This is a genomic window from Curtobacterium sp. MCLR17_034 (genome assembly GCF_003234485.1).
Taxonomy (GTDB): Bacteria; Actinomycetota; Actinomycetes; order Actinomycetales; family Microbacteriaceae; genus Curtobacterium; species Curtobacterium flaccumfaciens.
The window spans coordinates 15,315-35,507 of the sequence record NZ_QKTH01000005.1; the positions used below are offsets into that span (position 1 = coordinate 15,315).

Sequence of the window (20,193 nt, forward strand, 5' to 3'; positions counted from 1 at the left end):
TGGAATGCTCATGTCTTCTCCGCTGCCCGTCATCACGTACCCGCCCGAACTGCCGGTCTCGCAGCGGCGGGACGACATCGCGGCTGCCATCCGTGACAACCAGGTGGTCATCGTCGCCGGGGCCACCGGCTCGGGCAAGACGACGCAGCTGCCGAAGATCTGCCTCGAGCTCGGTCGTGAGCACATCGGGCACACCCAGCCCCGCCGGATCGCGGCGCGGACCATCGCCGAACGTGTGGCGGAAGAACTGGGCGGCGGGGAGCTCGGCGGACTCGTCGGCTACCAGGTCCGCTTCACCGACAAGGTGAGCTCCGAGACCCGCGTGAAGCTGATGACCGACGGCATCCTGCTGAACGAGATCCACTTCGACCGCGACCTGAAGCGGTACGACACGATCATCATCGACGAGGCGCACGAGCGGTCCCTGACGATCGACTTCCTGCTGGGTTACCTGAAGCGGCTGCTCCCCCGTCGCCCCGACCTGAAGCTCATCATCACGAGTGCGACGATCGACCCGGAGTCGTTCTCGAAGCACTTCGACGACGCCCCCATCATCGAGGTGTCCGGCCGCACCTACCCGGTCGAGATCCGGTACCGCCCCCTCGTCGCCGAAGACCAGGACGACGACGCCGACGACGAGTCGGACTCCCGCACCGGCGACAGCGGCAACGCAGCCGACGACCGCGACACCCTGCAGGGCATCACTGACGCCCTCGACGAGCTGGCGCAGGAGGACCCGGGCGACGTGCTCGTGTTCCTGTCCGGCGAGAACGAGATCCGCGACGCGCAGGACGCTATCGAGGGCAAGCGCTACCCGGGCACCGAGGTCCTGCCGCTGTACGGCCGCCTGTCCGCCGCCGACCAGCACCGGGTCTTCGAGCGCCGGCACACCCCGGGCATCCGCCGTCGTGTCGTCCTCGCCACGAACGTCGCCGAGACCTCACTGACCGTGCCCGGCATCAAGTACGTGATCGACACGGGTACGGCACGCATCTCGCGGTACTCCCCGCGGGCCAAGGTGCAGCGGCTGCCGATCGAGGCGATCTCGCAGGCCAGCGCCAGTCAGCGCTCCGGTCGAGCGGGCCGCACGAGTGCCGGCATCGCGATCCGGCTCTACTCCGAAGACGACTTCGGCCGGCGCCCCGAGTACACCGACCCCGAGATCCTCCGCACGAACCTCGCCGCGGTGATCCTGCAGATGATCTCGCTCGGCCTCGGGGACATCGAGTCGTTCCCGTTCCTGCAACCGCCGGACAGCCGGGGCGTGAAGGACGGCCTCGACCTGCTCCGCGAGCTCCGCGCCGTCGACAAGGACGGCCGCATCACCAAGTCCGGGCGACAGCTGACCCGGCTGCCGATCGACCCCCGGCTCGGTCGGATGGTGCTCGAGGCCGGGCGGCAGGGCGTCGGGCGCGAGGTCATCGCCATCGTCAGCGCCCTGAGCATCCAGGACCCCCGCGAGCGGCCCCTCGAGAAGCGTGCGCACGCCGACCAGCTGCACGCCCGCTTCGCCGACCCGACGAGCGACTTCCTGACCCTGCTGAACCTCTGGAACCACATCGAGGAGCAGCAGGAGGAACTGTCGTCGAGCGCGTTCCGCCGGCTGTGCAAGGCCGAGTTCCTGAACTACCTGCGCATCCGCGAGTGGCAGGACCTGTACCGGCAGCTCTCCCGTGCCGCGAAGCAGGTCGACGTCCGAGTCGGGCAAGCCCGCTCCGACGACGGCGACGCCGTGCACCGCGCGCTGCTCTCCGGACTCCTCAGCCAGATCGGGCTGCGCGACCGCGAGAAGCGCGACTACCTGGGCTCGCGGAACACCCGGTTCGTGGTGTTCCCGGGCAGCGTGCTCGCGAAGAAGCAGCCGGACGCCGTGATGGCCGCCGAGCTCGTCGAGACGAGCCGGTTGTTCGCCCGGACCGTCGGGCGGATCGACCCCGCCTGGGTGGAGCCGCTCGCCGGTGACCTGCTCAAGCGCACCCACGGCGAACCGCACTGGGAGAAGAAGCAGGGGGCGGTCGTCGCCTACGAGCGGGTGACCCTGTTCGGCGTCCCGATCGTGCAGCGCCGCCGCGTGCAGTACTCGCGGATCGACCCGGAACACTCCCGCGAGCTCTTCATCCGGCACGCCCTGGTCGAGGGTGAGTGGGAATCGCAGCAGGCCTTCGACCGCGCCAACCGGAAGCTCCGCAAGGAACTCGAGCAGCTCGAGGAACGCACCCGCCGCCGGGACATCCTGCTCGACGACGAGAACGTCTACGAGTTCTACGACGCCCGCATCCCTGCCGACGTCGCCACGACGCGCGACTTCGAGGGGTGGTGGCGGACCACCCGGCGTGAGCAGCCGGATCTGCTCACGATGCGCCGGTCGGACCTGCTGGACGAATCAGCGGCGGAGGCCGCCGAGGACGACGTCGAGTACCCGACCCAGTGGCGGAGCGGCGACCAGCGTCTCGCCATCCAGTACCGCTTCGAGCCCGGCGCACAGGACGACGGCGTCAGCGTGCAGGTCCCCCTCGCGCTCCTGCCCCGGATGCGTGAAGAGGGCTTCGACTGGCAGGTGCGCGGCCTCCGCAAGGAACTCGTCACCGCGCTCATCAAGTCGCTGCCGAAGCAGATCCGCAAGAACGTCGTGCCCGCTGCCGACTGGGCCGAGAAGATCGTCGCCGAGCTGCCCGACGACGCCCCGACCGAGCCGACCGAGTCGTTCCGCGCCACCCTCGCCAAGGCGATCCAGCGCATGACCTACGTCCCGGTCTCCGAGTCCGACTTCGACCTGTCCCGCGTCCCCGCGCACCTGCTGCCGACGTGGGCCGTGGTCGACGAGCGTGGTCGCCGGGTCGAGACCGGCAAGGACCTGTCGGCCCTGCAGACCAAGCTCAAGGACCGGACCCAGCAGAGCGTCGCCTCCGCCACGGCGAAGGGCGCGGGACGGACAGGAGGCGCGGCTCGCGTCGCGTCCGCCGGTGCCGGTCGTCCGCTGGAACAGTCCGGACTCACCGCCTGGCCCGACCAGGACCTCCCGCAGACCCTCGACACCAAGCAGGCGGGCGGTGTCATCCGCGCCTACCCGTCCCTGGTCGAGGAAGGCACCGGTCCGAAGGCGACCGTCGGCGTGCAGCTGCTCGCCACTCCGTCGGACCGCGTCGTCCGGATGCCTGCCGGGGTCCGCCGTCTGGTGATGCACGCGGTGCCGTCGCCCGTGTCGTACATCCAGTCGCACCTGACCGCGCAGGAGAAGCTCGCGCTCGCCGCCAGCCCCTACCCGTCGACCGCCGCGCTGTTCGACGACGTCCTGGCCGCCGTGGTCGACGCCGGCATCCGTCGGGCCCACCCGGACGGCCTCGTCTTCACGAAGGCCGAGTTCGAGTCGGTCCGCGATGCGGTGTCGGCCACCGTCGTCGACAAGATGTTCACCGCCGTGTCCGAGGTCTCGGCCGTCCTGGCCGCGCAGCGCTCCGCCGAACGCGCACTCAAGCAGGCGAACTCGATGTCGCTGCTCGCCGCCCTCAGCGACATGCGGCAGCAGATGGAGCGCCTGGTGTTCCCCGGGTTCGTCGCCGTCGCGGGGCTCGACCGGCTGCGCCGCATCCGCGTCTACCTGCAGGGCATCGAGGCCCGCGTGCAGAAGCTGCTGCAGAACCCCGGACGTGACGCGACCTGGATGCGCGAGGTCACCGTGGCGACCGACCGCTACACCGATGCCGGCGGTGTCTTCCCGCCCGCGGTCGGGGCGCACCCGGAGCTCGTGCACGCGCGGTGGATGCTCGAGGAGTTCCGGCTCAGCCTGTTCGCGCAGGAACTCGGGACCGCCGAGACCGTCTCGTTGCAGCGGATCACGAAGGCCCTGACCGCCGCACGCTGATGGGTCTACCGTGTCGGCCATGATCGGCACACTCGACGTCGTCGTCCTGGACTGCCCGGACAGCCGCGCCCTCGCCCGCTTCTACGCCGAGCTGCTCGGCGGGGAGATCGTCGGCTTCGACGAGGACTGGGCGGAGCTCGCACTACCGTTCACCGACCACCGTCCGATCCTGGCGTTCCAGCAGGTCGACGACTACCGGGCGCCGGAGTGGCCCGGCCAGGCGGTGCCGCAGCAGAGCCACCTCGACGTGAAGGTCGACGACCTGGACGACGGCGAGGCCGCGGTGCTCGCGATCGGTGCGACGGCCACGGGGTCGGGCACGGAGACGTTCCGCGTCTACCTCGACCCCGCGGGGCACCCGTTCTGTCTCATCCGGCCGTCGGACTGACCGGTTCGGTCGCCAGACCCTCGACCACGGTGACGTTCGGCAGCGCGGTGAGTGCGGCGCCCGGAAGGAACAGCTTGGCGGCGCGACGCCCGGCACCGATGACGACCTCGGGGGCGTCGAGGACGCGCGCGTCGATGTAGAGCGGCCACGACGACGGCAGTCCGATCGGGGTGATGCCGCCGTACTCCATGCCGGTCAGCTCGACCGCTTCGTCCATCGGGGCGAAGCTCGCCTTCCGGACGTCGAGCAGCTGCTTCACGACGCGGTTGACGTCGAGCTTCGTGGATGCGAGGACGACGCAGGCGGCGTAGCGGACCTCGTCGCCGCGCTTCCCTGCGACGACGATGCAGTTCGCGCCGCCGGCCAGCGGGTAGCCGTACGCCTCCGAGAACGCGGCCGTGTCGGCGAGGTCCGCGTCGATCGGGGCCCCCTCGATCTTCATGACGACCTCGGTCGGCAACGCGACGAGGGCTTCGGCGACGGGGATCGCGAGGAATCCGGTGGCGACCAGGGCGGGAACACGTTCGAGCGTCGGCATGGCTCCACCGTAGGGAAGCGATCCCGCACGAGGGTGGAGCCATGACCGAACTCCGGGCGATCGACGTCGACCAGTGGCCCCGCCGGGAGCACTTCGAGCACTACCGGCGCCGGGTGCCCTGCGCGTACGAGGTGACCGTCGAGCTCGACGTCACCGCCTTCGTCGAGCGCGTCCGAGCGACCGGCAGTCGGACCTACGCGTCACAACTCTGGGCCATCGCGACCGTGGTGAACCGGCACGACGAGTTCCGGATGCAGCTGCTGGACGACGGTTCCCCCGCCGTGTGGGACTGCGTCCACCCGATGTTCACCGTGTTCCACGCGGACACCGAGACGTTCTCCGCCCTCGTCGTGCCGTACGACGACGACTTCGGCACCTTCCACGACGCTGCGGTGTCGACGATGACGGAGTACCGGGACGACACCCGGATGTTCCCGCAGGACGACCGGCCCAGCAACGTGTTCGACGTCTCGACCCTGCCGGGGGCGTCGTTCACCGGCTTCTCGTTGCAGGTGCGCGAAGGCTGGGACCACCTGCTGCCGATCATCACGCTCGGCGGGTACCGGACCGCTGGTGACCGGACGCGGCTACCGCTGGCGCTGCAGGTCAACCACGCGGCTGCCGACGGCTTCCACACGACCCGGCTGCTGCGCGAGCTCGAGGAACTGTTCGCCGACCCTGGCTGGCTCGGTTGACCTTGCCCGTCCTCCCACCGCATCTCCTACGCTGACCCCATGACGTCGCAGTCGGAGTCCCCCGCCCGCAAACGCATCGGGCTCGTCGGCGCGGGCGGCATCTCGTTCGCACACCTGCCCGGGCTCCTGCGCCTGGGCGACGTCGTGGTGCACGCTCGCGATGGCGCCCACGAACTCGTCGCCGCGTTCACCGACACCGCCCGGGCCGAGGGCAGCACGCTCACCGTCGCCGACAGCCTCGACGAGCTCCTCGCCGCGGTCGACGTCGTCGACGTGGTGGTCCCGACGCACGCCCACGCCGAGGTCGTCCGAGCGGCGATCGCGGCCGGCAAGGACGTCGTCTCCGAGAAGCCCCTGGCCCGGACCGACGCGGACGCGGCGGACCTGGAGGCCCGCGCTGCGGACGCTGGCGTCCAGCTCTACCCGGCCCAGGTGGTGCGCTGGTTCCCCGCGTACGCGCGCCTGCACGAGGCCGCGACCACGGGCCTCCTGGGCGACCTGGCGGTATTGCGGTTCTCGCGGTCCGGTGCCTTCCCCACCCACGTCCCCTGGTTCGGCGACCGCGCCCTGTCGGGCGGGATCGTGATGGACCAGATGATCCACGACCTGGACATCGCGCGCTGGGTGGCGGGCGAGGTGACCCGGGTGTCGGCGGTGAGCGTCCGCGCGGGTTCCGAGGCGGAGCCGGTCGAGGCGGCGCACGTCCTGCTCACGCACGAGTCGGGTGCGATCAGCCACGTCGCCGGGCTGTGGGGGCCGCAGCACCTGGCCTTCACGACCGAGTACTCGGTGACGGGGACGCTCGGCAGCCTGTCGCACTCGTCCCGGGCCGAGGAGGACACCCGGAGTGACCTGGCGGCACCGGCTTCCGTGGACGGTTTCCTGCCGGCGGTGGACCCGGCGGACGATCCGTACGCGCTGGAGCTCGCCGACTTCCTCGCCGCGTTCGACGGTGGTGCACCGCCCCGGGTGGCCGTGGACGACGGCGTCGCCGCGGTGCGGATCGCGAACGCGGCGATCGCCTCGATCGAGTCCGGCCAGCCGGTGGAGGTGTCGCGGTGACGCTCCGGGTCGGGGTGCTCTCCTTCGCCCACACGCACGCCATCAGCTACCTCGGCGCCCTGGCAGCGATGCCCGACGTCGAGGTGCGCGGCACGGACCCGGGCGGGACCTCGACGGGGACGGAACTCGGCGACCTGCGCGGCGCCGAACTGGCCCGCGCGCTCGGCGCCGGGTACGCGGACTCCGTGGACGAGCTGCTCGCCTGGGGCCCGGACGCCGTGATCGTCACGAGCGAGAACGCGCGGCACCGCGAGTTCGTCGAGCTCGCGGCGGCAGCGGGGGCACACGTGCTCTGCGAGAAGCCGCTCGCGACCTCGTGGCAGGACGGCCTCGCCATCCGCGAGGCGGTGGACCGCGCCGGGGTGCTGCTCATGATGGCGTTCCCGGTGCGCTTCGCCTCGGCGTTCGACCGGCTGCGCGCGACGCGGGACTCGGGCGCACTCGGCACGGTGTTCTCGGTGCGGGGCGCGAACAACGGCATGCTCCCGCTCGCCCGGGACTGGTTCACCGACGTCCGACTGAGCGGAGGCGGCGCCCTCGTCGACCACGTCGTGCACGTCGCCGACCTGATCGACGGGCTGACCGGAGCGGCACCGGTGTCCGTCACCGCCGTCACCAACCGGGTGCTGCACGCGGACCGCGCGAACGCCGAGACCGCGGGCCTGGTGACCATCACGTACGACGACGGCACGATCGCGGCGATCGACTGCTCGTGGAGCCGACCGGACACGTCGCCGGTGTGGGGCGGGCTGACGCTCGACGTCGCCGGGACCGGTGGCACGGTGTCGGTGGACTTCTTCGGGGCGGCTGCTCGCGGACTCGACGCGGTCGGGGGCCGGCCGATCGAACTCCGGTACGGACCCGACCACGACCTGCCGATGCTCCGGACGTTCCTGGCGGCCGTGGGGTCCGGGGAGCAGCCGCAGCCGGACGTCGGGGTCGGACTCCGGACGCTGTCGATCGTGCTGGCGGCGCAGGAGTCGGTGCGGACGGGCAGGACGGTGCCGGTGCAGGTCGCGGACTGAGCGCTGCCCTGCTCCGCACCGCCGCCACCGCCCCGCGCTACGCTCGTCCCGATGCGCGCAACCGTGCGGGACGTGGCCGCCCTCGCCGGGGTGTCCCCGAAGACCGTCTCCAACGTCGTCAACGGCGGCGTGGTCGTGCGCCCGGAGACCCGTGAACGCGTCGAGCGCGCGGTCGCCGAGCTCGACTACGTGCCGAACCTGTCCGCCCGCGGGCTCAGGAACGGCCGCTCCGGAGCCATCGCGTTGACGCTGCCAGAGATGGGCAGCGCCTACTCCGCCGAACTCGCGCAGTCCTTCGTGGAACTCGCCCGCGAACGCGGCTGGGTCGTGCAGCTCGAGCAGACCGGCAACGACCCGGCCCGCGAACGCGAACTGGTCTCCCGTGCCCGGGCACACCTGGTGGACGGGCTGATCCTCAACCCGGTGTCCCTCAGCGCGAGCGTCCTGGCCTCGACCGAGGGGCTGCCGCCGACCGTCGTCATCGGCGAGGTCGAGCCCGAGCACGTCGACCAGGTGCACGTCGACAGCCGCGCGGCAGCCGAGCAGGTCACCGAACACCTCATCGCCCACGGGCACCGGCGCATCGCGATCGTCGGGGCGTCACCCGAGGGTGCCGCGACGGCGACGAGCGAGCTCCGCGAACGCGGGTACACCGCCGCGCTCACCGCCGCCGGCATCACGCCCGACCCGTCGCTCCGGGTCCCGCTGCCGTCGTGGACCACGAGTTCCGCGGCGACGACCTTCGCGGCCTGGCTCGACGAGCACCCCCTGCCCGACGCCGTCTTCGCCTTCACCGACTCGATCGCGTTCGGGGTGCTGCACGTCCTGGCCGCCCGCGGGGTCCGGGTTCCCGAGCAGGTCAGCGTCATCGGGTTCGACGACGTCGACGCGGCCGCGTACGCGATCCCGTCGCTCAGCACGGTGTCGTTCGACCGTCGGGCCTTCGCGACGGCGGCGCTCGACCTGCTGACCCGACGGATCGCGGACCGCGCGGCGGCGCCGGAGACCGTCGTCGTGCCGCACCGGATCGTCGAGCGCGCGAGCGTCGGCGACCGCCCGCGCTGACGCTGCTGCCGCGCCGCTGCCGCTGCGGCCGCCGCGCCGTTTCGCGCTGACCGACACCTCACGCGGCCGCGCGCCCACGAAGTGTCGCTCAGCGCGAAAGACCGCCAGCGCCGCCGCCGCCAGCGCCGCCGCCAGACCCGGAGCCGGAGCCCCCGCCCGGGTCCGCCGCCGCCAGCACCGCCGACCGCGTCCGCGCATCGCCGAGGATCCGGAAGTGCCCTCCCACCGGCAGCCGCACGTTCGTCGCCCCCTGGAGCTCACTACCCTCGGGGATGAGCGTGTCGAACACCCCGTACACCGAGGTGATCCGCGCGTTCGCGTCGAGTTCCCGCGCCAGCCCGGCCAGCACCGGGTCGGCCGCCCGGAACGCCCGCAGGTGCGGCACCGGCGCGAGCCGCGCGTAGACCGAGCCCGCGAAGGGCGTCGACACCGCGACCATCCGGTCGATCCGCTCGTGCTGGTCGAGCTGCGTCATCGCGTACTTGCCGATCAGCCCGCCCTTGCTGTGCGCGAGCACGAGCACGTTCCGCAGGTCCTGTTCCTCCAGGGTCGCGATCACCTCGCGCGCCGAGTCCGGCACGGGGCGCAGGTTGTGCCGCAGGACGGGCAGCACATGCACCGGGTGTCCCCGATCGTGGAGCGCGTCCATCAGCGGCCGCATGAAGTGCCAGGTCTCGTAGACACCGGGGACCACGACGACGGGCTGCCCCGCGCCGGACCGGTAGTCGTCCGCGGTGGTCGGGCCGAAGCTGCGCACCTGCCACCTGGCGGCGTACCCCCAGTCGAGTGCGGCCCACCACGCGCGTCGCACCAGCGGGACACGGCCTGGAGGCCCGGATCGCGCCGTCCGCGCCGCCTCCGTCCCCGACGTGGTCGGCCGGGTCATCGCAGCCCCTCCAGGCGCTCGGCGCTGCGGAACGTCTCGAGGAGGCGTGCGAAGGCGTCCGGCTGCCGTTCCTGCACGTGGTGCGGGCCGTCCAGTTCCACGAAGGTGCCGTTCGGCGCAGCGGCCGCGACCCGAGCCGACCAGTCGTGCCGCGCGATCGGGTCCTGGGTGCCGCGGACGACGAGGACGGGCTGCGTCACCTCGGTGATCGTCCGCTCGGTCGGGTAGCGGAGCATCGGCCCGAGCTCACGCGTGTACTGCCGCATGCTCCGCAGGTAGTCGGTGACCAGGACGCCGTTCATCCGGACCCCCTCGACGAACCCGTCGCGGCCCAGGTCGAGCGCCTGCAGCGGGAGCGATCGCCGCTCGGAGTCGATCACCGGACCGACGAGCACGATCGCCGCGACGGTCTCTGGGTGGCGCCGGGCGGACTCGACCACGACCTGGGCACCCATCGACTGCCCGACGAGCACCAGGTCGCCGTCGACCAGGTGACGGACCGCCCGCACGACCACGTCGCCGAGCTCCTCGATGGGCAGCCGCCGACCGGCCGCGGGCAGCCAGCCGAACCCCGGCAGGTCGACGCTGATCGTGCGGTGCTCAACGGCGACGGCGCGCTGCGACCGGGCGAAGGACCGGTGGGACATCCCGATGCCGTGGACGAACACGACGGTGGGGTCGGTGTCGTCGCGGACCGGCTCTCGCGCCGCCATGGTGTGCAGGCGCACGGGCAACCCGTCGATCCGGACGGTCTCCACAGCAGCGCGCACGAGCCGAGGCTACGCGGCGGTTCGCAGCACCGGGTCAGCCTCGTCATCGGCTGCGCATAGCCGGGCCGTGTGCACTCCTGGCATGAGCGACACCACTCCCACCAACGGCCACGAACCGGACGGCTCCGACCGGGCGAACCGGGCAACGGCTCCGACCGGCTGGGGCGCCGCCCCGACGTCGACCTCCACGCTCGACGCCCCGGCGCCGCAACAACCACAGCAGCAGCAGCAGCCGTACCGTGCGGATGCCGGCGCCAGGAACCCGGGCGCCTGGGACTCCACCGCCCCGAACGGCGCCACCCCCTGGTACGGAGCCGCAGCCGGCGCCGCGAGCCCGACCAACCGCCGCAGCACCGGCCCGAAGCCCCCGTGGTTCTGGCCGCTCCTCGCCGCGATCGTCGGACTCGCCGCACTGCTCGTCGGCGGAGGCGTCGGGTTCGCCATCGGCCACGCGATCGGTGCGGACCGGACGCAGTCGACCACGCAGGTACCCGGCACGAACCGGTTCCCGGGCAACGGCACCGGCCAGGCCCCCGGCAGCACCGACGGCACCGGGAGCTGACCGGCGGGTACGATCCGTCCCATGCGGAAGACCACTGCCGGTCTGTTCACGTCGGTCGACGGCGTCGTGCAGGACCCCTACGAGTTCCAGTACGACAGCTTCGACGACGAGCTCGGCGCGGCCATGGGTGCCTTCATGGCCCGCACCGGCACAGTGCTGCTCGGCCGGAACAGCTACCTCGAGTGGTCCGAGTGGTGGCCCGCCCACCCGGAGGACCCCTTCGGGCAGTGGATCAACCCGATCGAGAAGCACGTGGCCTCCACCACGCTCGGCGACGACCTGACCTGGCAGAACAGCACGCTGATCCCGGGCGACGTCCCCGCGTTCGTCCGCGACCTGCAGCAGCGCGACGGGGCGGACATCGCCGTGTGCGGCAGTGTCACGCTCGTCCGCAGCCTGCTGTTCGCCGGGGTCCTCGACGAACTGCAGCTCATGATCCACCCGGCGATCGCCGGCCGTGGCCGGCGACTGTTCGAACCGACCGACCCGCCCACGCGCCTGCGTCTGGTCGACAGCACCGTGACGAGCAAGGGGAACGTGCTGAACACCTACGGGCGGTTCGACGCCTGACGGACGCACCACGGGCCTCCCGGCCTCTGCCCGTCATGCGCCCCGGCAAACCGCGCGTACCCTCGTGGGTGACCATCCGCACCCGAGGAACACCGGAGCAAGCATGACCCAGGACACCCGCCCGCACGTCGTCATCGTCGGCGGTGGATTCGCCGGTGTGGCCGCCATGCGGGAGCTCGCCGACGCGCCGGTCCGGGTGACCCTGGTCGACCGTCACGTCTACAACATGTTCCAGCCCCTGATGTACCAGGTGGCGACGGGCGGCCTGAACGCCGGCGACGTGACGTACTTCCTGCGCTCGCTCCGGGCCCGCCAGTCGAACGCCGAGTTCCGTCACGGCCTGCTCACCGGCATCCGCACCGACGAGCGCATCGCCGAGATGTCCGACGGTGAGCACCTGCACTACGACTACCTGATCCTCGCCAACGGCGTGAACACGAGCTACTTCGGCACCCCCGGTGCGTACGAGTACGCGTACTCGATGTACTCCCGCTCGCAGGCACTCCGCATCCGCGACGAGCTGTTCACCCGGCTCGAAGAAGCGGCGGCCAACCAGGGCCCCGACGAGATCCGCATCGTGATCGTCGGTGGCGGTGCGACCGGCGTCGAGATGGCCGGCGCGCTCGCCGAGCTCCGCGACCAGGCACTCGTCGGCGCGTACCCGGAGATCGAACGCGGCAACATCTCGATCACGCTCGTGCACCGCAGCGGCGAGCTCCTCAAGCCGTTCGCCCCGCGCCTGCGCCGCTACGCCGCCAAGGTGCTCCGCAAGCGCGGTGTCGTGCTGCGGCTGAACACCGGCGTCTCCGAGGTCAAGCGCGACGGCGTGATGACCGCCGACGGCGAGTTCATCCCCGCGTCGCAGGTGATCTGGGCGACCGGTGTCGCCGCCCACAAGGAGGTCTCCGGATGGGGCCTGCCGCAGACCCACGGTGGCCGCATCCAGGTGAACGACGACCTGAGCGTGAAGGGCGCCGAGCGGATCTTCTCCGCCGGTGACATCGCCGCGCAGGACGACGCCCTCGCCCAGCTCGCCCAGCCCGCGCTGCAGGGCGGACGGCACTCGGCACGGCAGATCGTGCGCCTGCTCGAGGGCAAGGCCACCGAGCGCTTCAAGTACTTCGACAAGGGCACCATGGCGACGATCGGCACGAACGCCGCGGTCGCCCAGCTGCGCGGCGGGATCACGATGGTCGGCCCGGTCGCCTGGCTCGCCTGGGTGTTCGTGCACATCACGAGCCTGCTCGGCGCCGGCAACCGGATGTCGACCCTGACGCACTTCTTCGTCCGCTACGTGTGGTTCATGCGGAAGCGCTCGATCCCGATCGTCGGTGACGTGCGCCCGGTGCGCCCGAACGGTGACCGCGAGCCGGACCCCTGGCAGCTGCAGAAGGCCGAGTAGCCGCGCGCGGTCGCTCGCACGCTCGCTTCGTGAGCAGGAACGGTCGGGTCCGCACGTCGGACCCGACCGTTCCTGCTCACCATGTGCATGCGGTGGACGCGGGGCGCGACGGCCAGGAGGCGCGGTGCGGGCGGGCCACGGGCCTCCCGGCCGGCGCGTGGTGCGCGGGGCTGGCGCCGACGCGTGGGGCGGACCCACGGACCGGCCCCGCTCGTTGAGACTCCTCTTACCCGCGAGGAGGACCCTGGTCGGCGACACGCAACCGAGCAGCGCGGGGAGGGACCATGGCGACGACCACGCTGACCCACGCGCCGACGCAGGCGCAGCCACAGCACCGCACGGCCGTCCCGGAGCACTCCGGGGCGGGGACGCGGCAGGCTCCGGCACCCCCGCTGACGCACCGCGCACCCGCGCTCGACGGACTCCGGACGCTCGCCATCCTGGTCGTCGTCCTGTACCACCTGCACGTGCCGCAGTTCGAGGGCGGCTTCATCGGCGTGACGGTGTTCTTCGTGCTGTCCGGCTTCCTCATCACGACGCTGCTGCTCGGCGAACGGCGTTGCACCGGGCGGGTGCTCCTCGGCTCGTTCTGGGTGAAGCGGCTGCTCCGCCTGTACCCGGCACTGCTCGCGTTCGTCGTCGTCGGGCTGCTGCTCTGGAACTGGGTCGGTGACTACAAGGGCGCCTCGCTGTCGTCCGGCGAAGCGGCGTTCATCGCGCTGACCTACACGGGCAACCTGTTCCGCGCCTTCTGGGACACGTCGCAGGGCGTCTTCGCGCACACGTGGAGCCTGTCGATGGAGGAGCAGTTCTACCTGGTGTGGCCGCCGGTCCTGGTCCTGCTCGCCGCGCTCCGGGTCCGCCGCCGCTGGCTCCTGGCGGGGCTCGGGGTCCTGGTCGTCGGGGCGTCGGCGGTGTCGTGGGCGAGCTACCGCAGCCCGAGCGGCGGTGCCACGCCCGACGTCTACTTCTCGCCCGTGCTCGGGGTCGTGCCGCTGGCGATCGGCTGCGCGCTGGCTCTGCTGCTCGACGACGAACGGGTGCGCGTGCGGGCCGCCGGGGTCCTCGGGCACGTGGCGACCTGGCTCGGTCTCGTGCTGCTGGTCTGGGTGCTGCTCTGGATCGACGACGACTGGACGCAGCACGCGTCGACGTTCGGCATCGTGCTGCCGCTGACCGGTGTGATCGCGGCGGTGGCGATCGGCGGGCTGGTCTCGGTCCGCTCCCCCGTGTCCGCCGCCCTGGCCTGGACGCCGGTGTCGTGGTTCGGCCGCCGGGTCTCGTACTCGGCGTACCTCTGGCACCCGCTGGTGATCGCGCTGCTCGGCACCTTCGCGATCGGCCCCTGGGGCACGGTCGGCCTGGTCGGCGCGGTGGCGTTCGTGTCGATCGGTGCCGCGTACGCCGTCGAGGTGCCCGTCGAGCGGTTCCGCGCACGGGTCCGTGCGGGTCGCAGGGCCGCCGCGCCCGCTACACCGGAGACCCCGCCCGCGCCAGCGCACGCGCCCGCGTCCGCGCGGCGCATCGAGTGAGCAGAAGACGTCAAGTACGGCCCGCTGATCCGACGCCTTCTGCTCACTGAACGCCGTGACGAACGGTCACCGTAGGCTCAGCGGCGTGCCCATCGAACGCGTCGACGTCCTCGTCGTCGGCGGCGGCCCCGTCGGGCTGTTCCTGGCGGCACTCCTGGCGGCGCGGGGCGTCGACGTCCGGGTGTGGGAACGCCGGGACGAGCCGCCGACCGGTTCGCGGGCCATCGGCATCCACCCGCCGTCCCTCGACGCGTTCGCCGCGATCGGTCTGGACACCGCGGTGCTCGCCGAGGCGTCGCTGGTGCACGCCGGCGTGGCCCGCAGCCGCGGTCGGACCCTCGGCACCCTGCGCTTCGACCGCGCGTCGCCGACCCACCCGTACGTGGCCACCCTCGACCAGCACCGCACCGAGTCCCTGCTCCGAGACCAGCTCCGGGCCAGCGCACCGAGCGCTCTCCGGACCGGCACCACCCTGACCGCACTGTCCCGGCATCCCGACCACGTCGACGCCACCGGGACCGGACCGGACGGCGACACCGTGACGGTCCGTGCGGCCTTCGTCGTCGGGGCCGACGGTGCCCGGAGCGCCGTCCGCGACCTGCTCGGCATCGGCACCACCGGCCGGGAGTACCCGGACCGCTACGTGATGGGCGACTTCGCCGATCCCGAGACACCGTCGGCCCGGTCGGCCGCGCTGGTCGACGTGGGCCCGGACGGGGTGGTCGAGTCCTTCCCGCTGCCGGGTGCGCGTCGCCGGTACGTCGCCCTGGTGCCGAACGACGACGCGTTCGCCTCGGCCGAGGGCAGCTGGACGGGCACGCCGGACCCCACCGTCGTCGCACGCCTGGCCGCACTCGTCGCCGAGCGCACCGGCGTCGTCCCCGACCCCGCGACCTGCTCGATGACCAGCGGCTTCCGGGTGCGCCGCCGCACCGCCGACCGCGTGGGCGTCGGCCGAGCCGTGCTCGTCGGGGACGCCGCCCACGAGATCAGTCCGATCGGCGGGCAGGGCATGAACCTGGGGTGGCTCGACGCCGCCGAGCTCGCGCCGTTGCTCGCCGGAGCGGTCCGCACCGGCACGGCCGGGCCGTGGCCGGGCTACGCCGCCCGCCGCCAGGCAGCCGCCCGCCGCGCGGCTCGGCAGGCCGAGGCGAACATGGCACTCGGCCGTCCGCTCGGCCCCGTCACGGCGACCGGCCGGGAGGCGCTGCTCCGGACCGCCCTGTCGCTGCCGACCGCGCACGGCCTGGCCCGGCTCTACGCGATGCGCTGGGCCTGACGGCTCGCGTCCGGCGCACCGGCGCAATCGCGCAGTCGCGCAGTCGCGCAGTCGCGCAGTCGCGCAGTCGCGCAGTCGCGCAGTCGCGCAGTCTGTTCCGCGTCGTCAGGCGACGAGTCGCGCGCCCGCGAAGCCGAGCTCGACGACGAGCACGAGGGACGACGCGATGACCAGCCGGAACAGGGTGCGCGATGCGCGTCCCGCGAGCACCAACCGGACGCCGACGACGGCGAGCACCGCCACCACGACGGCACCGAGGACCGCGAGCACGACGCCGAGCCCCTGCACGGGGTCGTCGCCGAGCACCTGTCCGCCGAGCACCAGCGCTGCAGCGACGACGAGCGAGGCGAACGCGACGATCCCCGCGCCCCGGAGCCCGAGCCGGTGCGGGAAGCCACGCACCCCGGTGGCGGCGTCGTCGACCAGGTCGGGCAGCACGTTGGTGCAGTGGATCGCGATCCCGAAGACGGCCCCCGTGGCGATCGCCCACCACGCCGGCCACTGTCCCTCGGGCCCGGCCGCGACGGACACGACGGGCAGCAGCCCGAAGGCGACGACGAACGGCGCCACCGACCACACCGAACGCTTCAGCCCGGCGTCGTAGGCCCACCCGGCGGCGACGAGCACGACGTGCGCGACCGCGGCGACCGGCCCCAGGAACAGCGAGAGCACCACGGCGATCCCGGCGGTGGCGTACGCGGCGGTACGGACGGTGCCGACGGCGATGAGGCCGCGGGCGACGGGCTTGTCGCTCCGCCCGACGGCCCGGTCGCGGTCCGCGTCGATCCAGTCGTTCGCCAGCCCGATGGACAGCTGCCCGGCGACGACCGTCAGCGCCACCAGGACCACGAGCCACACCGGGTGCCCCACGGCGGCCGCGATCACCGCGGCGAGGACGGTCACGGTGACGGTGGGGCCGGGGTGCGACGATGCGAACAGCAGGCGCGCGGTCGACGGGGTACGGCTGGCGGTCACCCGGTCAGCGTACGGATCGCCCCTGCGCGGTCGTGGGGCGGATCACGGAACCGCCGTCACCTCGACGCTGAACCGGTCGACGAGTTCACGTTTGAGCACCTTGCCGCTCGGGCCGAGCGGCAGCGCGTCGAGCACGTGCACCACGCGCGGGTACTTGTACGCGGCGATCTCGGCGGCGACGAAGTCGACCAGCACCTGCGGCTCGACGGTCGCGCCGGCGTGCAGGACCACCGCAGCCTCGACCTCTTGCCCGTGCACCGCGTGCGGCACGCCGAACACCGCGGCCATCGCCACGTCGGGGTGGGTGGCGAGGACCTCCTCGACCTGCCGCGGGTACACGTTGTAGCCGTTGCGGATGATCATGTCCTTGGTGCGGTCGACGATCGTCAGGTACCCGTCGTCGTCCTTCGTGCCGAGGTCACCGGTGCGGAACCAGCCGTCGACGATGGCCTCGGCGGTGTCCTCGGGCCGGTCGAGGTACCCGTTCATCAGGTTGTGGCCGCGGATCACGAGCTCGCCGATCTCGCCGTGCGGCAGCATGACGATCGCGTCGCGGACCTCGGGGTCGGCGATCTCGACGTCGATGCCCCACACCGCCGTGCCGATGGTGCCGGGCCGCGGCGGTTGCCCGACGTGGTTGAAGGTGGCGACCGGCGAGGTCTCGGTCAGTCCGTACCCCTCGTGGATCGGGGCGTCGAAGACCTGCTCGAACCGCTCGAGCACGGCCAGCGGCAACGAGGCACCGCCGGAGATCGCGTACCGGAGCGTCGGACGGGCCTCGGACCGGGTCGCAGCGTCGAGCAGCGCCATGTACATCGTCGGGACGCCCATGAAGATGCCGCAGCCGTGCTCGACCATCGCGGCGAGCGCCGAGTCACCGTCGAACTTCGGCAGCATGACGAGCGTCGCGCCGGTCCGGAAGCCGGTGTTCATCGTGCAGGTCTGCCCGAACGTGTGGAACAGCGGCAGGGCGCCGAGCAGGACGTCCCCGCGGTGCATGTCGAACGTCGTCATCAGGTTGGTGTTGACCTGTTCGAGCAGCGCGAAGTGCGAGCCCTCGGCACCCTTGGGCTGGCCGGTGGTGCCGCTCGTGTACAGGATCGTGGCGGTGTCGAACGGGTGCCGCGGCACGTAGGTGTCGAGCGGTTCGCTCTGCGCGGCCAGGGCCTCGAGCCGGTCGGGGCCGGCCGCGGGCCCGTCGTCGGCCGTCGCCGGCGCGAGTACGGTCACGACGTCGACCCCGGCGAGCTCGGCACCGGCGGCGCCCTCACCGAGCAGCGGGGCAGCACAGACGAGCAGTGTCGCGCCGCTGTCGCGCAGGACGTACTCGATCTCGCGGCGCTTCAGCAGCGCGTGCACGGGCACTGCCACCGCGCCGAGGGCGAGCGTGGCGTAGTAGACGCGGGGGAAGTCCGCGACGTTCGGCACGAGCATCGCCACCTTCGCCCCCTCGGTCACGCCCCGCGCGCGGAGCGCCCCGGCGTAGGCCAGGGTCTGCGCCCACAGCTCGGCGTAGGTCGTGCGGACGTCGCCCACGATGACGGCGACGTCGTCCGGGTAGCGCGCCGCAGACTCGGCGAGGATCGCTGCGACCGACGCGGTCGCGCGGGTGGTGTGGGTGTCGTGCATGCCGGTCTCCGTCTTCGTCGACGACCTCGTCGTCGTCACCGCCGATCCTACGGCCCGACCCGGTGGACCGGTCAGGCAGGCTCGGCCCGGTGGACCGGTCAGGCTGCGGACGCCGCAGGTTCCCGCCGGCGCACGAGCACCCCGGACGCCAGGGCGATCCCGAGCAGGACGACGAGCCCGCCGACGGGCTCGTTCCACCGCACCCGTTCCCCCAGCACGAGCACACCGAGCGCCACCCCGACCACCGGCGTCAGGTACGTGACGGTGGAGGCGCGGCCGGCGCCCCACGCCTGCACGAGCCGCGTGTTCCAGGCGTAGGCGAGCCCCGTGCCGACGCAACCGAGCGCGACCATCGCGGCCACGATCCTCCCGTCCAACTGCACCGGACCGGTCGCGATGACGGGCGCGACCAGCAGGAGCATCCCGGAGGCCAGCGTCAGCTGGACCGTCGCCAGCGTGACCGGGTCGTACGCGCTCGCCACGGCCACCCGGCGCAGGTAGGCGAGCCCGATGCCGTAGGACGCGGTCATGCCGAGCAGCGCGACCTGTCCCGGCACGCTCGCCAGGACATCCGGGTCGGTCAGCACGTCCCACGGGCCGACCAGTACGAGCACCCCGACGATGCCGAGCACGATCCCGAGCACCTGCCGTCCGCGCAGCCGTTCGGACGGCACGAGCACGGCGAGTGCGGCCAGCGTCATGATCGGCGTCGTCGCGTTGTAGATGCTCGCGAGCCCGGACGGCACCGTCTGCTCGGCCCACGCCATCAGCGACGACGGCACCGCGTTGAGGAACACCGCGACGACCGCCAGGTGCGCCCAGGTCCGCGGCTCCCGGGGCCACCGGCGACGGGTCGCCAGGAGCACCACGACCAGCGTGACCCCACCGAGCACGGTCCGCACGGTGGCGACCTGCTGCGGGGCGAGACCGTCGAGGCCGATCTTCGCGAAGAGGAAGCTCGATCCCCAGGTCAGTGCGACGAGGGCGTAGAGGAGGGCGTTCACGTGGCCTAGTGTCGGACCACCGGGCGACATGCGGCAAACGCATGTCGCTCATGCCGCCATGAGGAGGACGCATGACCGTCTCGGTCCAGCAACTGCGCGCGTTCGTCGCCACGCTCGACGCCGGGTCCTTCACCGCAGCGGCCGCAGCGCTGGGCGTCGGGCAGTCCGCGGTGTCCCACGCCGTCGCCGGGCTCGAACGCGAGGTCGGCGGCCCCGTGGTGCGCCGCGGCACGGTCGCCGCCGCCACACCGCTGGGCGACCGCCTGCTGGCCCACGCCCGCAGCGTGCTCGCCTCGGTCGAAGCCCTGGAGGCGGTGGTCCGGCCCGCGACGGCGCGCGGCACCGTGCGCCTCGCCGCCGTCCCCACCGTCTGCCAGGGCCTGCTGCCGCGGCTCCGCGAACTGTGGGCGGTGACCCTGCCCGACGTCGACGTGCAGGTCTACGAGGGGGACGACGACGAGATGCCGGAGTGGCTCGAGGCCGGCACCGTCGACGCCGCCGTGCTCGTCGACCCCTCGCCGGTGCCCGACGGCGGCGTGGTCGTGGCGCGGGACGAGATGGCCGCCGTGATCCGCCGCGACCACCCCCTCGCCGAACTGCCCGCGCTCACCCTCGACGACCTGCACGAGGACGGTCTGGTGGCGGGCGGCGGTGGCTGCGAGTACCAGGTCCAGAAGCTCCACGAACTCGACGGCCGGCCGTTCCGGTACGCCCACCGGGTGCGGGAGATGAGCACGATGTTCGGGATGATCCAGCGGGGCGAGGGCGTGTCGATCGTGCCGACCCTGGGCCGCGGGATGCTGCCGCCGGACCTCGTGATGATCCCGATGGCCCGGCGGCTCGAACGGACCCTGGTGCTGAGCGGGCCGTCGTCCCGTGCGTGGCACCCGTTGGCGCGGGCCCTGGTCGACGCGGTCTGAGACGGACGCCCCCTGGTCAGGCTGCTCCG

The 20,193-nt window shown here is 72.5% G+C and carries 18 protein-coding genes; 12 read left to right on the forward strand and 6 right to left on the reverse strand.

Annotated elements, in window-relative coordinates; genetic code table 11:
- Positions 1-10 precede the first annotated feature (10 nt).
- Positions 11-3,862, forward strand: a complete 3,852-nt coding sequence (hrpA, locus tag DEI98_RS07225) for an ATP-dependent RNA helicase HrpA (protein WP_111100345.1) — start codon at positions 11-13, stop codon at positions 3,860-3,862.
- A 19-nt stretch (positions 3,863-3,881) separates the two neighbouring features.
- Positions 3,882-4,250, forward strand: a complete 369-nt coding sequence (locus tag DEI98_RS07230; protein ID WP_111100346.1) for a VOC family protein — start codon at positions 3,882-3,884, stop codon at positions 4,248-4,250.
- Here the strand turns inward: DEI98_RS07230 and DEI98_RS07235 are convergent.
- The gene (locus tag DEI98_RS07235; protein ID WP_071246993.1) at positions 4,231-4,788 is read right to left on the reverse strand and encodes a YbaK/EbsC family protein; all 558 of its coding nucleotides are present in this window, start codon (positions 4,786-4,788) and stop codon (positions 4,231-4,233) included. The two genes, DEI98_RS07230 and DEI98_RS07235, sit on opposite strands and share 20 nt — an antisense overlap.
- 41 nt (positions 4,789-4,829) lie before the next feature.
- Here DEI98_RS07235 and DEI98_RS07240 point away from each other — a divergent pair, with 41 nt between their 5' ends.
- Genes DEI98_RS07240 through DEI98_RS07255 form a run of 4 tightly spaced genes read left to right on the forward strand, consistent with a single transcriptional unit; the run spans position 4,830 to position 8,635 of the window.
- Positions 4,830-5,483 carry a CatA-like O-acetyltransferase gene (locus DEI98_RS07240; RefSeq protein WP_111100347.1) on the forward strand — a complete coding sequence of 218 codons (654 nt, stop codon included), beginning with the start codon at positions 4,830-4,832 and terminating at the stop codon, positions 5,481-5,483.
- Positions 5,484-5,522: 39 nt separating this feature from the next.
- Positions 5,523-6,545, forward strand: coding sequence for a Gfo/Idh/MocA family protein (locus DEI98_RS07245; protein WP_111100348.1), 1,023 nt, complete (start codon positions 5,523-5,525; stop codon positions 6,543-6,545).
- Positions 6,542-7,570, forward strand: a complete 1,029-nt coding sequence (locus DEI98_RS07250) for a Gfo/Idh/MocA family protein (RefSeq protein WP_110864090.1) — start codon at positions 6,542-6,544, stop codon at positions 7,568-7,570. Before DEI98_RS07245 ends, DEI98_RS07250 begins: the two co-directional genes overlap by 4 nt.
- Positions 7,571-7,621: 51 nt before the next feature.
- A complete protein-coding gene (locus tag DEI98_RS07255; protein WP_110864091.1) occupies positions 7,622-8,635 on the forward strand; it encodes a LacI family DNA-binding transcriptional regulator in 1,014 nt (337 codons plus the stop codon).
- Between the two features lie 88 nt (positions 8,636-8,723).
- Here the strand turns inward: DEI98_RS07255 and DEI98_RS07260 are convergent, their stop codons facing one another.
- Positions 8,724-9,521 carry an alpha/beta hydrolase gene (locus DEI98_RS07260; RefSeq protein ID WP_309147102.1) on the reverse strand — a complete coding sequence of 266 codons (798 nt, stop codon included), beginning with the start codon at positions 9,519-9,521 and terminating at the stop codon, positions 8,724-8,726.
- The gene (locus DEI98_RS07265) at positions 9,518-10,291 is read right to left on the reverse strand and encodes an alpha/beta fold hydrolase (protein ID WP_146243459.1); all 774 of its coding nucleotides are present in this window, start codon (positions 10,289-10,291) and stop codon (positions 9,518-9,520) included. Before DEI98_RS07265 ends, DEI98_RS07260 begins: the two co-directional genes overlap by 4 nt.
- A gap of 82 nt (positions 10,292-10,373) precedes the next feature.
- Between DEI98_RS07265 and DEI98_RS07270 the strand changes: the two genes are divergently transcribed.
- From DEI98_RS07270 to DEI98_RS07290, 5 genes are all read left to right on the forward strand, one after another.
- The gene (locus tag DEI98_RS07270; RefSeq protein ID WP_111100351.1) at positions 10,374-10,853 is read left to right on the forward strand and encodes a hypothetical protein; all 480 of its coding nucleotides are present in this window, start codon (positions 10,374-10,376) and stop codon (positions 10,851-10,853) included.
- 21 nt (positions 10,854-10,874) lie between these two features.
- The gene (locus tag DEI98_RS07275; protein WP_111100352.1) at positions 10,875-11,423 is read left to right on the forward strand and encodes a dihydrofolate reductase family protein; all 549 of its coding nucleotides are present in this window, start codon (positions 10,875-10,877) and stop codon (positions 11,421-11,423) included.
- Positions 11,424-11,526: 103 nt separating this feature from the next.
- Entirely contained in the window at positions 11,527-12,825 is a 1,299-nt protein-coding gene (locus DEI98_RS07280) for an NAD(P)/FAD-dependent oxidoreductase (RefSeq protein WP_071406544.1), read from the forward strand.
- Positions 12,826-13,109: 284 nt separating this feature from the next.
- Positions 13,110-14,357, forward strand: coding sequence for an acyltransferase (locus DEI98_RS07285; RefSeq protein WP_111100353.1), 1,248 nt, complete (start codon positions 13,110-13,112; stop codon positions 14,355-14,357).
- Positions 14,358-14,442: 85 nt separating this feature from the next.
- The gene (locus DEI98_RS07290) at positions 14,443-15,636 is read left to right on the forward strand and encodes an NAD(P)/FAD-dependent oxidoreductase (protein ID WP_258370764.1); all 1,194 of its coding nucleotides are present in this window, start codon (positions 14,443-14,445) and stop codon (positions 15,634-15,636) included.
- Positions 15,637-15,741: 105 nt separating this feature from the next.
- Here the strand turns inward: DEI98_RS07290 and DEI98_RS07295 are convergent, their stop codons facing one another.
- From DEI98_RS07295 to DEI98_RS07305, 3 genes are all read right to left on the reverse strand, one after another.
- Positions 15,742-16,611 (reverse strand): UbiA family prenyltransferase, encoded by an 870-nt coding sequence (locus DEI98_RS07295; protein WP_111100354.1) that lies wholly within the window; start codon positions 16,609-16,611, stop codon positions 15,742-15,744.
- A gap of 42 nt (positions 16,612-16,653) precedes the next feature.
- The gene (locus tag DEI98_RS07300; protein WP_111100459.1) at positions 16,654-18,240 is read right to left on the reverse strand and encodes a long-chain fatty acid--CoA ligase; all 1,587 of its coding nucleotides are present in this window, start codon (positions 18,238-18,240) and stop codon (positions 16,654-16,656) included.
- A gap of 98 nt (positions 18,241-18,338) precedes the next feature.
- Positions 18,339-19,244, reverse strand: coding sequence for a DMT family transporter (locus DEI98_RS07305; RefSeq protein WP_111100355.1), 906 nt, complete (start codon positions 19,242-19,244; stop codon positions 18,339-18,341).
- Between the two features lie 71 nt (positions 19,245-19,315).
- Between DEI98_RS07305 and DEI98_RS07310 the strand changes: the two genes are divergently transcribed.
- Entirely contained in the window at positions 19,316-20,164 is an 849-nt protein-coding gene (locus DEI98_RS07310) for a LysR family transcriptional regulator (protein WP_111100356.1), read from the forward strand.
- Positions 20,165-20,193: the final 29 nt, after the last annotated feature.

Excerpts from the sequence above, each read along its gene's own strand:
- DEI98_RS07230 (WP_111100346.1), top strand. The coding sequence starts at position 3,882 with ATGATCGGCACACTCGACGTCGTCGTCCTGGACTGCCCGGACAGCCGC.
- DEI98_RS07235 (WP_071246993.1), bottom strand. The coding sequence starts at position 4,788 with ATGCCGACGCTCGAACGTGTTCCCGCCCTGGTCGCCACCGGATTCCTC.
- DEI98_RS07255 (WP_110864091.1), top strand. The coding sequence starts at position 7,622 with ATGCGCGCAACCGTGCGGGACGTGGCCGCCCTCGCCGGGGTGTCCCCG.
- DEI98_RS07245 (WP_111100348.1), top strand. The coding sequence starts at position 5,523 with ATGACGTCGCAGTCGGAGTCCCCCGCCCGCAAACGCATCGGGCTCGTC.
- DEI98_RS07285 (WP_111100353.1), top strand. The coding sequence starts at position 13,110 with ATGGCGACGACCACGCTGACCCACGCGCCGACGCAGGCGCAGCCACAG.
- DEI98_RS07310 (WP_111100356.1), top strand. The coding sequence starts at position 19,316 with ATGACCGTCTCGGTCCAGCAACTGCGCGCGTTCGTCGCCACGCTCGAC.
- DEI98_RS07275 (WP_111100352.1), top strand. The coding sequence starts at position 10,875 with ATGCGGAAGACCACTGCCGGTCTGTTCACGTCGGTCGACGGCGTCGTG.
- DEI98_RS07300 (WP_111100459.1), bottom strand. The coding sequence starts at position 18,240 with ATGCACGACACCCACACCACCCGCGCGACCGCGTCGGTCGCAGCGATC.
- DEI98_RS07270 (WP_111100351.1), top strand. The coding sequence starts at position 10,374 with ATGAGCGACACCACTCCCACCAACGGCCACGAACCGGACGGCTCCGAC.
- DEI98_RS07260 (WP_309147102.1), bottom strand. The coding sequence starts at position 9,521 with ATGACCCGGCCGACCACGTCGGGGACGGAGGCGGCGCGGACGGCGCGA.
- DEI98_RS07240 (WP_111100347.1), top strand. The coding sequence starts at position 4,830 with ATGACCGAACTCCGGGCGATCGACGTCGACCAGTGGCCCCGCCGGGAG.
- DEI98_RS07280 (WP_071406544.1), top strand. The coding sequence starts at position 11,527 with ATGACCCAGGACACCCGCCCGCACGTCGTCATCGTCGGCGGTGGATTC.
- hrpA (WP_111100345.1), top strand. The coding sequence starts at position 11 with ATGTCTTCTCCGCTGCCCGTCATCACGTACCCGCCCGAACTGCCGGTC.